General features: G+C 69.3%; 12 protein-coding genes and 1 tRNA gene. 9 read left to right on the top strand and 4 right to left on the bottom strand.

What is annotated here, in order from left to right:
* Nucleotides 1-15: 15 nt before the first annotated feature.
* Genes AB0F17_RS47120 through AB0F17_RS47110 form a run of 3 tightly spaced genes read left to right on the top strand, consistent with a single transcriptional unit; the run spans nucleotide 16 to nucleotide 2168 of the window.
* A complete protein-coding gene (locus tag AB0F17_RS47120) occupies nucleotides 16-501 on the top strand; it encodes a universal stress protein (protein WP_358037311.1) in 486 nt (161 codons plus the stop codon).
* Between the two features lie 54 nt (nucleotides 502-555).
* A complete protein-coding gene (locus AB0F17_RS47115) occupies nucleotides 556-1296 on the top strand; it encodes a M15 family metallopeptidase (RefSeq protein WP_358037308.1) in 741 nt (246 codons plus the stop codon).
* A 26-nt stretch (nucleotides 1297-1322) separates the two neighbouring features.
* Nucleotides 1323-2168: an NUDIX domain-containing protein gene (locus tag AB0F17_RS47110; RefSeq protein WP_358037306.1), complete on the top strand. Its 846-nt coding sequence runs from the start codon at nucleotides 1323-1325 to the stop codon at nucleotides 2166-2168.
* Between the two features lie 51 nt (nucleotides 2169-2219).
* On the opposite strand, the gene AB0F17_RS47105 is transcribed toward AB0F17_RS47110, so the two are convergent.
* A complete protein-coding gene (locus AB0F17_RS47105; protein ID WP_358037303.1) occupies nucleotides 2220-2573 on the bottom strand; it encodes an STAS domain-containing protein in 354 nt (117 codons plus the stop codon).
* Nucleotides 2574-2597: 24 nt separating this feature from the next.
* On the opposite strand from AB0F17_RS47105, the gene AB0F17_RS47100 reads away from it, so the two are divergent.
* Nucleotides 2598-2687 (top strand) — tRNA-Ser (locus AB0F17_RS47100).
* Nucleotides 2688-2854: 167 nt separating this feature from the next.
* On the opposite strand, the gene AB0F17_RS47095 is transcribed toward AB0F17_RS47100, so the two are convergent.
* Entirely contained in the window at nucleotides 2855-4198 is a 1344-nt protein-coding gene (locus tag AB0F17_RS47095; RefSeq protein WP_358037300.1) for an alpha/beta hydrolase, read from the bottom strand.
* A gap of 76 nt (nucleotides 4199-4274) precedes the next feature.
* Between AB0F17_RS47095 and AB0F17_RS47090 the strand changes: the two genes are divergently transcribed.
* Nucleotides 4275-4859 (top strand): WHG domain-containing protein, encoded by a 585-nt coding sequence (locus AB0F17_RS47090; RefSeq protein WP_358037297.1) that lies wholly within the window; start codon nucleotides 4275-4277, stop codon nucleotides 4857-4859.
* Between the two features lie 486 nt (nucleotides 4860-5345).
* Here the strand turns inward: AB0F17_RS47090 and AB0F17_RS47085 are convergent, their stop codons facing one another.
* Entirely contained in the window at nucleotides 5346-7391 is a 2046-nt protein-coding gene (locus AB0F17_RS47085) for an AAA family ATPase (RefSeq protein ID WP_358037295.1), read from the bottom strand.
* A 114-nt stretch (nucleotides 7392-7505) separates the two neighbouring features.
* Between AB0F17_RS47085 and AB0F17_RS47080 the strand changes: the two genes are divergently transcribed.
* Nucleotides 7506-8462, top strand: coding sequence for an NAD(P)H-quinone oxidoreductase (locus AB0F17_RS47080; RefSeq protein WP_358037292.1), 957 nt, complete (start codon nucleotides 7506-7508; stop codon nucleotides 8460-8462).
* 5 nt (nucleotides 8463-8467) lie between these two features.
* Nucleotides 8468-8980, top strand: coding sequence for a bacterial proteasome activator family protein (locus AB0F17_RS47075; RefSeq protein WP_214635013.1), 513 nt, complete (start codon nucleotides 8468-8470; stop codon nucleotides 8978-8980).
* Here AB0F17_RS47075 and AB0F17_RS47070 read toward each other — a convergent pair.
* A complete protein-coding gene (locus tag AB0F17_RS47070; protein WP_358037288.1) occupies nucleotides 8971-9777 on the bottom strand; it encodes an HAD family hydrolase in 807 nt (268 codons plus the stop codon). The genes AB0F17_RS47075 and AB0F17_RS47070 overlap by 10 nt on opposite strands.
* A 223-nt stretch (nucleotides 9778-10000) precedes the next feature.
* Here AB0F17_RS47070 and AB0F17_RS47065 point away from each other — a divergent pair, with 223 nt between their 5' ends.
* Both AB0F17_RS47065 and AB0F17_RS47060 read left to right on the top strand, forming a co-directional pair.
* Nucleotides 10001-10204, top strand: coding sequence for a cold-shock protein (locus AB0F17_RS47065; RefSeq protein ID WP_219534920.1), 204 nt, complete (start codon nucleotides 10001-10003; stop codon nucleotides 10202-10204).
* A 370-nt stretch (nucleotides 10205-10574) separates the two neighbouring features.
* Nucleotides 10575-12098, top strand: a complete 1524-nt coding sequence (locus AB0F17_RS47060; RefSeq protein WP_358037285.1) for a hypothetical protein — start codon at nucleotides 10575-10577, stop codon at nucleotides 12096-12098.
* Nucleotides 12099-12112 lie beyond the last annotated feature (14 nt).

The raw sequence follows: 12112 nt of genomic DNA, 5'->3' as shown, positions 1-12112 counted from the left end.
CGTGCGAGGCATGCCGTGTACGGCGGTAGCACAGACGACCGGTGGGAGCCCCTCCTAGGCAGGCTCCCCAGCGAGCAGTTCGAGATCGGCAAAGACGGCACCGGGCTGCTGGTGGTCGGCTTCGACGGATCGGGCCCGAGCCGCAACGCGCTCGCGTACGCGGCCGGGCTCGCCCGGCGGGACAACGCCGCGCTGCTCATCGCGTTCGTGGAGACGCTCACCAGCGCCACGCTGTGGTTCTTCGCGGGCTCGCCGATCATCCCCGACTCGGCCGGGGACCTGACCGAGGACCTGCGGGCCGAGCTGAGCGGGGTCGGCGTTCCGTGGCGGTTCGTCATGGTACGGGGTGACACGGCGCGTGAGCTGGAAACACTCGCGGACTCCTGCATGGCCGACGCCATCGTGGTGGGCCGGTCCCGCTCGCTGTGGCACACGTTCGGCGGCTCGGTGGCCGTGGGGCTGGCCAGGCGCGCTCGCCGTACCGTGCTGATCGTGCCCTGACCTGGCATGGCCAATAGCGCCCTGACCTCGTAGGACGTCGCGTAGGGTGGCCGCATGAAACGTACTGCCGCTGCATTCGTGGTGTTCGCGTCCGTTTCGTGCGGCGGGCAGGCGCCGGTCGCCGCACCGGCGCGGCCCGAGGTTCAGCCCCAAGCTCAGACCCAGCCGCCGGTGCCCGCGACGCCCACCCCGACGGCGAAGACCACCGCGCCCAAGCCCGCGGGGCCGCCGAAGTTCACCGCCAAGGTCACCAAGATCTCCCGCAGCCGCCTGCCCTACTCGTGGAAGCCCGGCTGCCCGGTCTCCTACCAGGACCTGCGGCTGATCACGATGACGTACTGGGGCTTCGACGACAAGGCGCACACCGGCGAGCTGGTCGTGCGCAAGACGGTCGCCGACGACATCGTCAAGGTCTTCGGGAAGCTGTACGCCATGCGCTACCCGATCAAGCAGATGCGGCTCGTCGACGTCTACAAGGGCGACGACTACGACTCGATCGACGCCGACAACACCTCGGCCTTCAACTGCCGCGCCGCCACCGGGTCCAGCAACTGGTCCAACCATGCGTACGGCGAGGCGATCGACCTCAACCCGCGCGAGAACCCGTACGTCACCGCGAGCGGCAGCACCGCCCACCAGAACGCCAAGAAGTTCGCCAAGCGCCCCGCGAAGGGCGAGGGCGTGATCAACCCGGGCGATCGGGTCGTCAGGGCCTTCGCCTCGGTGGGCTGGGGCTGGGGCGGCTCCTGGTCGGGCACCAAGGACTTCCAGCACTTCAGCCGCAACGGCCGTTAGAGGCGCCGGGCTGACAGAATCAGATCATGGCGGCGAAGGACGGCGACGGTTGGACCCAATGCGAGCGCGGGCACCGGCACTGGGGGCTGCACGGGGCCTCGGGGCTCCTGGCCGTACACCATGACGAGCACGGCGTCCCGCACGTGCTCATGCAGAAGCGGGTCTGGTGGAGCCACCACGGCGGCACGTGGGGGCTGCCGGGAGGCGCGCGCGACAGCCACGAGGACGCCGTGACGAGCGCGCTGCGCGAGGCGCACGAAGAGGCGTCCCTGCCCGGCGACGAGCTGCGCGTGCAGGGTGTTTACCTGGACGATCACGGCGGGTGGGCGTTCGAGACCGTGATCGCCGAGTCGGCCGAGCTGCTGGCCGCGGCGCCCGCCAACAACGAGAGCACCGACCTGCGCTGGGTGCCGCTGCCCGAGGTCAAGGCCAGGAAGCTGCACCCCGGGTTCGCCGAGACGTGGGACAAGATCCAGCCGGAGCTCACCCCCGAGACGCTGGTGCTCGACATCGCGAACATCATCGGCGCCCGCGCCGAGCACGGCTGGTGGCGGGACCGGCTGGGCGCGGCGACGCGACTCCTGACCGACGTCGCGGGGCTGCGGCTGGCGCATTCCGTGCTCGCGCAGTGGTACCCGCGGATCGTGGCGGTCGTGGAGGGCGCCGCGAAGAGCGCGCCGGCCGTGCCCGGCATCCAGGTGGTGGCCGCGACGGGCAGCGGCGACGACGCGATCGTCGACGTCGTACGGCAGGCGCGGCCGTGGGAACGGGTGCTCGTGGTGACGGCGGACCGGGGGCTGAAGGAGCGCGTCAGCAAGCTGGGAGCCACGACGGTGGGCCCCAAGTGGCTGCTGTCACAGCTGGACGACTAGGCCGCCGATCACTGCTGGGCTGTCACGGCTGAGCGGTCATAGCTGGGTCGGTCACGGCTGGGCGGTCAGGACGCTGTCGAAGGCGGCCTTCAGCCCGGTCACGTCGAGGACCCGGCGCAGCACCCCCTGCACGCCCGTGAGCCGGAGCGATCCGCCACGCTCGCCCGCCTTGCGCTGATGCTCGACCAGCACCCACAACCCGCTGGAATCGCAGAACGCCAAGGCGGCCGTGTCGATGACGATCGAGACGTGGCCTGCGGCGATGAGCTCACCCAAGACCTGCTTGAGCCGGGGCGCGGTCAGCTTGTCGAGATCACCACGCAGGCGCACACTCGCCGTGCCGTCGGCCCGTTCCACCTCGACGTTGAGATCCGCCACCTCCTGAACGTACACCGCCGTCACCACAGCCGCTATCGTGGTGTGCGCACTGGAGGGTTCGCATAGTGGACGAGTGCAGCCGCCTTGAAAGCGGCCAGGTCAGCGATGGCCTCGTGGGTTCGAATCCCACACCCTCCGCCACCCTGTGGGCGCCGTCGTGGCTCAGGGACGGGACAACGCCGACGCCCTCCGCTTGCTCCGCCCCGGCATCGATTTCGAAGCCGAGTACGCCGCACGCGATGCCGCCGGCCGTGGCGAGCACATTCGGTCTGGCCATCGACCAGGGTTTCCGATGCTGGTCAGAGTCGTTAAGCCACGTTGGGCAAGTCGTCGCGAAGGAACGTCGAGACGCCGGCGCGGGTCGGGTAGTTCCGCAGGGGCGCCGGTTCGCCCTGCAGGAAGGCGTCGATGACGGCCAGTGCTCGTTCGTTGTTGTCGTCGAGGCCGTTCCACATGTGGTGTCCCACGCCGGGCATGTACTGGGTTCGCTGGATGGCGGGGTCGTCGGCGAGGATGGCCGTCGCCCATTGACGCACCTGTGACGAGCACTCGGCGATCATCAGCATCGCCGGGGTCCTGGAGCGCTTGAGCTGCGGGGTGATCGAGGGGGAGTCCTTGATCGTCTGCTGGACGTGGAGGCTGGCGGCGGCGCTGAAGGTGAAGTTCTGTGAGGTGTCCTCGGCGGGGATGCGCTGCGCGTCCCGCGCGCAGTAGGCGGAGGCGGTGTCGCTGCCGAGATCGGCCGCCTGGAAGGCGTTGACCCCCTCGGCCTGCCCGATCAGGTCGGTGTCCGGCGGGAGGAGCCCCAGTTGTATGAGGCCGAGCGCGACGGCGTACCGGGGGACGCGCGTCGCCTGCGGTCCAGTCATGGCCGGCGCGAGGCCGCGCGCGGACGGCCGTCCCTGCTGCCCGGTGATTCGCGAGGTGGGCCCGTCCATCGGGCCTGGTTCGGCGATGATCGCCCGGTGCACGCGGGCGGCGACGCGCGGGGTGGCCAGAGCCCGGGTGAGCACCACCGCGCCCGAGGAGAACCCGAGGACGTCGACCGGGCCCTTTCCCAGGCGATCGATGAAGGCGTCGAAGTCACTGACGGACCTGGAGATGGCGTACTCCTCCATGGGCAGCAGGTCACTCCGCCCGCCGCCGGCCTGCTCGTAGGCGTAGACGTCGTATCCCTGTCGAGCCAGGGACTGCAGGAATCGGTGGTCGAGCACGGAGATGCCGCGGACGGGCCCTCCATGGAGGTACACGAAGGGCGTGGAGCGCCGGAAGCCGGAGGCGGGCGTGTAGTGGTAGACCGCGACCCGGCTTCCCGTCGCCAGGCTCCAGTGCTGCGTCGCCACGAACGGCAGGTCGGGCGGGTATCGCCGGGTCGTGGGCACGGTGGGGACGCAGACCGACGCCGTGAGCGCCGTGGCGACGACCACCGGCAGGAACGGCCTGATCCGGCTGGGCCAGGAACGGCGACGGCCCCGCCACAGTGCCGCGACGGTGCCGGCCGCGAGGGTGGTCAGCCACGCGGCCAGCCCCGAGCGGGCCCCGTTCGTCAGCACGATCAGTACGAGGAACAAACCGGCCAGCCCCACGACGGCCGCCGCGGCCTGGAACATCCGAGCGATGAGTCGGATGGGAAGGGTGAGAAATTTCGGCATCGATGCTCCCCAGGTTTTCCAAACACCGTTTCAAAACGTTGTTTGGAAAGGTTAGCAGCTGCGCTAGGCTGGTCGCGTGGGTAGGCCGAGAACGAATGACGACGCCGTGAAGGACCGGCTCATCGAGTCGGCGACCAAGATGTTCGCGACCCGTCCACCGGAATCGATCACCATCCGGGCCCTCGCCGCCGCCGCCGGGACAGCGACGGCGGCGGTGTACACGCTGTTCGACAGTAAGGACGGTCTGATCGCGGAGGTCCGCGACAGGGCGGTCGCGGGACTGGCCCGGGACCTGTCGGCGGTGCCGACCTCCGACGATCCCCTGGCCGACCTCTACACGCTGGCCGTCGCCTACCGGCAATGGGGGCGCGAACACAGCCACCTCTACACGGTGTTGTTCGGTGGCGTGCAGCGCTTCGACCCCTCCGGCGAGGTGGGTGCAGCCGACCCCGTACGGCCCCTCGTCGAGGCGATAGACCGCGCCTTGGCGGCGTCCGTGCTCGTCGGCGACGCGACCTCCATCGCCCTGTCGCTCTGGACGACCCTGCACGGACTGGTGACCCTCGAACTGGCCGGGGCGCTCGACACGGCCACGGCCGAGACCGCGTTCCGATCGGCGATACCCGCCACGCTGCGCGGCTGGACGATCCGGCCGACGTGACCCGCTGCCCCCACCGATCCCCGCCGTTTGTGGAGGGGGCTGTCATAGTTCGCGAGAAGTCGTGCCGGACCGAATGTGCCTCCTGAAAGAGGCGCGCCTTGATGACATCTTGCCAGTGGAGATGACGGCGCTGTAGTAGGCCTGGTCAGGCGGTCAAGCCAACATCTTCATCTATTGTCAACGCCATGCCGAGGATCCCGGCAAGCGCTCCCGAAGCGGTGACCCGCCAGGCACCAAACGCCGCGTGTCACGCTCAGCCTCCTCGACAGCTTGTCGCCGCTTCCCCAAGCGCAACCCGGGGAGGCGGCGAGGCCAGGCCGAAAATTCAACGGACTCTCTGCGGCCTGCGGTGATTCGTCAGAAGGAGGTCACGGGGTGCGGCGCCGGGTGACAGAGCCGGCGTCGGCGGTGATGCGGGCGGAAGTCTCTTCGCCGGCAAGTAGCCAGGCCAAGCAAGATCATCCGCTCGAATCCCGCACCCTCCGCTCACTCCCCCCGCGCCGCGAATCCGTCGCCGACGCAGGCGGCCAGCTGCAGGTAGGCCTCCCTGGTCGGTTCCTGGAGCCGGTCGAGGTCGATCTCGGCGCCCTCTTCCAGGTGCGGGTCGTACGGCACGCGGATCACCGCACGGCACCTCGCGGCGAAGTGGGCCTCCAGCTTCGAGATGTCGACCGCCGACTTCGAGCGCGGGCGGACGCTGCAGAGCACCACGGTCGCGTCCCTGACCAGGTTGCCGTAGTGGTGCGCCTCCAGCCAGTCGAGCGTCGCCGACGCGGCCCTGGCGCCGTCCACCGACGGCGAGCTGACCAGCACGATCTGGTCGGCGAGGCCGAGCACGCCGCCCATCGCCGAGTGGAGCAGGCCGGTGCCGCAGTCGGTGATGCAGATCGAGTAGAAGTTCTCCAGCACCTGCGAGACGGCCTGGTAGTCAGAGCCGCTGAACGCCTCGGACACCGATGGGTCCCGGTCCGACGCGAGCACCTCCAGCCGCGAAGGCGCCTGCGAGGTGAACGCCCTGATGTCCACGTACCGCTTGACCTGGTCGCTCTCGTTGAGCAGGTCGCGTACGGTCGCCGAGGTCTCCAGGGTGAGCTTGTCGGACAGCGTCCCGCGGTCGGGGTTGGCGTCGACCGCGATCACCCGGTCGCCGCGCATCGCGGCGAGGGTGGCGCCCAGGCCGACCGTGGTCGTGGTCTTGCCCACGCCGCCCTTGAGACTCAGTACGGCCACGCGGTGGTGACCGGTGGCGACCGGGGTGCGGGCCCTGCCCAGGAGCTCGCGGCGGCGGCGGACCTCTGGCGGCTCGCCCGGCTTGATCCAGCCGCCCGACGCCTTGTAGATCAGGCGGCGCCAGCCCTTGGACGGGGCATTGCGGCGGCCTCGGAGAAGCGACTCGGGGTCGAGGCTGTCCGCCGTGGGCTTGCCGGTGATCGGGGGGCGGGGCGGGGCGTTGAAGACCGGCACGGGGGCCGGACGGCGCCGCGGGGCGAGGGGCTCGTCGAAGGTGGGCGGCTCCTCGAACGCGCGGGACGGCGGCTCGTAGGCGCGGTCCTGGTCGTACGAGCGCGGCTGGTCGTAGGCGCGGTCCTGCTCGTACGGGAGGGGCTCGTCGAAGGCCCTGGGCCGCGGCTTCGGCTCGTCGAACGCGCGGGGAAGCGGCTCGTCGAACGAACGGGACAGCGGCTCGTCGAACGCGCGGGGCGGCTTCGGCTCGTCGAAAGCATGGGGCGACGGCTTCGGCTCGTCGAAGGCGCGGGGCGGCGGCTCGTCGAGAGTCCGCGACTCCTCGAAGGCGGTCGGCTTCTCGGCGGCCGGCGGCAGGTCGAAACTCAGCGGCAGGTCGAAGCTCGGCGGCTTCTCCGAGACCGACGGCTTGTCCAAGGCTGACGGCTTGTCCAAGGCCGAGGGCTTGTCGAAGCTCGGCAGTTTGTCAAAGGTCAGCGGCTTTTCGAAGGTCAGCGGGACCTCCAGCCGTGGCTCCGTGGCGTCCTCGGGGGGTGGCTCGAAGGTGCCCAGGGCGGGCTCCTCGGCCGTCTCCACCGGGCGCGGCTCGTCGAACGTCTCCGCGGGACGCGGCCACTCCAGCGGCGCGGGCCAGGATGCCTTCGTCTCCTCCTCCTGCTCCTCGGCCGCCGGCTTCTTCTCCGGCTTCGGGAAGGACAGCAGCGAGTAGGAGTCGGTGTCGTCGGGCCGGGGCAGCGGCTTGAGCGGCGCCAGGAACGCGTCGTCGGCCTTGCCCAGACTCGCCGGCGGAGTGACGGGCGCCGGTTCGTCCTTCGTACCGGCTGCCTTCTCGGTGAGCTCCGCCGCGGGCGGAGTGCCGTACACCGAGTCGACCGCGGCCCTGAACAGCGGCGTCGGCGTCTCATGTTGAGCCGGCACCGAGAGCCAGGGGTCCTGGGGGTACGGCGAAGAGACGGAGTCCTCCGAGGCAGAGGCGCTGACCGAGATCGGAGCTTCTTCCGTCTCCTTGATCGCGTCCAGCCATGCCAGCTGTTCCTCGAGAGATTCCTCTCGATCGTGTCTTGCCACCGTGTTCTCCCCCTGGTGGGTGTAAAGGGGCAGCAAATACTTTGCAGGTTAACGCCATCAGTATCGGCAGAGGTCGCCAACCTACAACTTCCTTGCCCGGCTACGGTGGTTGGCATGCGAGCCATCGAGATCACCAAGCCGGGGCCACCAGAGGTTCTGGAGTGGCGTGAGGTGTCGGATCCACGTCCTGACCGGGGCGAAGTCCTCATCGAGGTGACGGCCGCCGGGCTGAACCGGGCCGACATCCACCAGCGTCAGGGATTTTACGATCCGCCGCCCGGCGCGCCCCCGTACCCGGGGATGGAGGCTTCGGGCGTGGTGGTCGAGATCGGCGAGGACGTGGAACACTTCACTCCGGGTGACGAAGTGTGCGCGCTGCTGGCCGGGGGCGGCTACGCCGAGCGGGTGGCCGTGCCGTGGCAGCAGGTCATGCCCGCCCCCGAAGGCGTGACGCTGGTCGAGGCGGCCGGGCTGCCCGAGGTGGCGTGCACGGTCTGGTCCAACGTGTTCATGACCGCGCGGCTGCGGCGCAGCGAGACGCTGCTGGTGCACGGCGGGGCGAGCGGGATCGGGACGTTCGCGATCCAGTTGGCCAAGGCGTTCGGGTCACGGGTCGTCACGACGGCCGGGTCGGAGGCGAAGCTGAGCCGCCTCAAGGAGTTGGGCGCCGACGAGGCGATCAACTATCACGAGGAGGACTTCGCCGAGCGGGTGACGGCCGACGTGATCCTCGACATCATGGGCGCCAAATACCTGTCCAGAAATATCCAGGCACTCCGTACGGGCGGCCGATTGGTGATCATCGGGCTGCAGGGCGGCGCCAAGGCCGAGCTCGATCTGGGTGCCCTGCTCACCAAGCGAGCGGCCGTCCACGGCACCACGCTGCGCGCCCGCCCGGTCGACGAGAAGGGCGTCATCGTGCGTGGCGTCGTCGACCACGTGTGGCCGTTGGTCAGTGCCGGGGCGGTGCGTCCCGTGGTGTACGCGGAGGTGCCGATGGCGCAGGCCGCGGAGGCACACCGAATGTTGGAATCGGGGGAGCACATAGGCAAAATCCTGCTAGTACGGTGAGTGCTATGAATGCTGAGGACAACAACACCCCCCACATCGTGGTGGTGGGCCCGGACTTCCAAGGTCAGGGCGATAGCGGCGAAGACGAGCGATCGGTCACGAACCTCGTCGAACAGCCCGCCAAGGTGATGCGCATCGGCAGCATGATCCGGCAGCTTCTCGAAGAGGTCCGGGCGGCTCCTCTGGACGAGGCCAGCCGTAAGCGGTTGAAGGAGATCCACGAGTCCTCCATCAAGGAGCTCGAGGACGGCCTGGCGCCCGAACTCGTCGACGAGCTGGAGCGACTGTCGCTGCCCTTCACCGACGAGAACGGCACCCCGCCCAGCGAGGCCGAGCTGCGCATCGCGCACGCCCAGCTCGTGGGATGGCTCGAAGGCTTGTTCCACGGCATCCAGACGACGCTGTTCGCGCAGCAGATGGCGGCTCGTGCCCAGTTGGAGCAGATGCGCAGGGCGCTGCCCGGCGTGCCCCACGACGACATGCAGCGGCCGCCCGGCGGCTCGGGCCCTTACCTGTAGAGCCGCTCGAGTACGCGCGCGACCCCGTCCTCGTTGTTGGCCGCCGTCACATGGTCCACGGCGGCCAGCACGGCGGGGTGCGCGTTGGCGACCGCGTAGGACGTGCCTGCCCAGTTGAGCATGGGCAAGTCGTTTGGCATGTCACCGAACGCCACCACTTGTGATGGCTTGATCTCATACTGTCCGGCGAGCGCGGCCAGGGCGGTGGCCTTCGTCACACCGTGAGCACTCATCTCGATCAGCCCTCTGCCGCTGGAGTGCGTGGGGGTCACCAGGTGTCCCACGAGGCCGTGCACGGCCTCGTGCAGCGGGTCCGGGGCCATGTGCGGGTGCAGGGCCAGCAGCTTGGCGCAGGGCCGCGAGGTCAGTGTCGCCGCGCCCACCCGAAGGCCGCCGATGGCCTTGCTGTCCCATCCGCCGAGTGGGAAATCGGACTCATGCGCAAACCCACCTTCATACTCGACCGAAAATGCGAGTTCGGGCACGTTCGCTCTTAGCTGAGAGACGACTTGCTCCAGTACCTCGACCGCGATGAGGTGAGATTCCACTATCCGTTCGGTATGCAGATCGTAGATCAACGCACCGTTTGCACAGATTGCCAGCCCTCGGTGACGCACCGCACCCGCCACACTGCTCATCCATCTAGGCGGACGGCCCGTGACGAACACTAGGACGGCACCAGTTTCCTCGACTCTGGCGAACGCCGCGGCCGTGCGGGGAGAGACGGTTCCGTCGGTGCGTAGAGCGGTTCCGTCGAGGTCGGTGGCCACTAGGCGCGGCGCTGCAAGGGTTCGCATAACACGTTCCAGTTTGCCCGGTGATGCCGCCGGCCAGAAATCTTCCTAGGGACGGGAACACCAACGCGCCAGAATGGTGTTAGATGTGATGGCGTTGTATTAGCTGATCCCGTAGTGAAAACCAGCATGACTTTGTCTGAGCCACCCCGGGTGCTTGCTGTACGACACACCGGGATTCGCGAGGTGCGGGTCCCATAGATTCACATCCTGAGGGAGAGCTTTTATGGCTCAGGGAACCGTCAAGTGGTTCAACGCCGAGAAGGGCTTCGGCTTCATCGCCCCGGACGGCGGTGCGCCGGACGTGTTCGTGCACTTCTCCGAGATCCAAGGCAACGGCTACCGCAGCCTTGAAGACGGGCAGCGGGTCGAGTTCGAGATCACGCAGGGACAGAAGGGGCCCCAGGCCTCCCAGGTCCGTGCCATCTGACCTGTAGCAGCGAGACAGACCGGGGTTCGTTTCCAGCGGACCTCGGTCTTTCGCGTTTCCGGACTGCGGACCGTACCGCTCCGGCTCGCCTGTCACTCTCCGTGCAGGACTGCTCCTCCTTCAAAGGCCCGAGTCGGAGCTTTTTCTTGTACGGCAAGCATCGGGCACCCGCCTCCCGCCGACCAGGGCCGGGGGCCTCCAGGAATACGCCCTCTGACCCCGCACGGGGCCGGGCGCCGTTACGCGCGCCGCGAACAGTGGTGACAGATCGGTCACAGGTGTGACTCAACTCACATAGCCCCCGAACCATCGACCAGCCACCGCCATCGACCGATACATGAGGTACGCGTGGTTGTGTCACCCTGCGACCTTGGTCGCGGTGTTCGTGCTGCTGCTCAACGACCACCTGTTCAAGCAGGCCTGGCCCGGATTCGTCACCGGCAAGCTTAGTGACGTGGCCGGACTCGTCGTGGCGCCGCCTCTGGTGGCGCTGGTCCTCGCTCGCCGGGCCGATCTCGGGGCCGTGCTGGGCACCGGGGCGCTGTTCGCGCTGGTGAAGATGACGGACGCGGGGGCCGAGGGGGCTTCCCAGGTGTGGAGTCTGGTGGCCGGGCCGTCACGGGTCCTGGCCGATCCCACGGATCTGCTCGCGTTGCCCGCGCTCGGACTGGCCTGGTGGGCCCGCCGGAAGAGCATCTCCGCGCGTCCGGCAGGGCTCCCAGAGCGTCCAAGAGCGCCTCTGCGGTCCCCGGCCAGGCTCCGGAGCCTTCTCGGGCTCTCAGGGCGCCTGGTCGCGTTCTCGGGGCGTCCGGCTGGACGCCCGTGGCGTCCGACGGGGTTCGGGGAGCGGTGGCGGGTGTTGGTCGTCGTGCCGCTGGCGGTGTTCGCCGTGGCGGCGACGGCTGCCGATACGCCGCCTGCCGAAGTCGATTCCGTACAGGTCGACGAGGATCGGGATTCCGTACAGGTGGACGGGGACCGGATCGTCGTGCTGGTGCGCGGCGGCGGTCCGATGGCCCTGACAGGGATGTCCTCCGTGGACGGAGGGGCCACCTGGTCCGCCTACTACGGGAGGCCGGTGCGGTCGCCCCAGACCGCCGCCTGCGTGCCCGGACAGCCGCAGCGGTGCTACCACGTGCTTCCCGAGCGGACGGCGGTCGCCGAGTCCGACGACGGAGGCAAGACGTGGCGGGACTCCTGGAGCCGGCCGGAGGACGACAGATCGGCCAGGCGGCGCGACACGAACTCCATGGCCGCGCTGAGCGCGCTGGCCGTACAGGCTCGGCCCGGAGGGCATGTCGTGGTCGTCGCCAACGGGCTCGACGGCGTGCTCGTACGGGACGTCGCCGGGACGTGGCGGCGGCAGCGGTGGCCGGAACCGCTCGCGACCCCTGCGGACGACTCGGTGAACACCGATCCCGAGCGGCACGCGGCGCTGATTCTGGCCGCCCTGATGCTGCTCTCCGCCGCCGGGGCGGGGTTGCGGCGGCTCAGCGGCGTCTACGCCGTTTCCGCGTTGGTGGTGTGCACGGGGCTGTACGCCATGTTCGACTCGGGCAGCGATACGTCGTTGTTGTGGGGCATCGATCCGATCAGCCTGGTCATGGGCTTGGCCATGACGCTGCTCGGGGCGCTGGTGTGCCTCGGCCTCGCCATCGCCGGGCAGGCCAGGGGTGTGGCGGTGGCCGTCGGCTTCGGGGCGGCGCCGCTGGTGTACGCGACCGTGTACGTGCCCTTCTACGGCTGGGCGCGGGGGGTGCCGGACTCGTACGGCGTGGCGGTGGGGCTCGCCGTCGTGCTGACCGTGGGTGTGGTGGCGGTGAGCGGCGCGCTCATCAGACGCGCGGCCCACCCCCGGATGGCCGACACCACCGTGACCGGCTCAAGCCACTAGCCGCCTGAGCCGGT

Source organism: Nonomuraea sp. NPDC026600, assembly GCF_040638335.1.
Taxonomy (GTDB): domain Bacteria; phylum Actinomycetota; class Actinomycetes; order Streptosporangiales; family Streptosporangiaceae; genus Nonomuraea.
The sequence above is the reverse complement of the archived record's forward strand: the minus strand, read 5'-3'. Positions and strand labels throughout refer to the sequence as shown.

Excerpts from the sequence above, each read along its gene's own strand:
- AB0F17_RS47115 (WP_358037308.1), top strand. The coding sequence starts at position 556 with ATGAAACGTACTGCCGCTGCATTCGTGGTGTTCGCGTCCGTTTCGTGC.
- AB0F17_RS47065 (WP_219534920.1), top strand. The coding sequence starts at position 10,001 with ATGGCTCAGGGAACCGTCAAGTGGTTCAACGCCGAGAAGGGCTTCGGC.
- AB0F17_RS47070 (WP_358037288.1), bottom strand. The coding sequence starts at position 9,777 with ATGCGAACCCTTGCAGCGCCGCGCCTAGTGGCCACCGACCTCGACGGA.
- AB0F17_RS47095 (WP_358037300.1), bottom strand. The coding sequence starts at position 4,198 with ATGCCGAAATTTCTCACCCTTCCCATCCGACTCATCGCTCGGATGTTC.
- AB0F17_RS47075 (WP_214635013.1), top strand. The coding sequence starts at position 8,468 with ATGAATGCTGAGGACAACAACACCCCCCACATCGTGGTGGTGGGCCCG.
- AB0F17_RS47110 (WP_358037306.1), top strand. The coding sequence starts at position 1,323 with ATGGCGGCGAAGGACGGCGACGGTTGGACCCAATGCGAGCGCGGGCAC.
- AB0F17_RS47080 (WP_358037292.1), top strand. The coding sequence starts at position 7,506 with ATGCGAGCCATCGAGATCACCAAGCCGGGGCCACCAGAGGTTCTGGAG.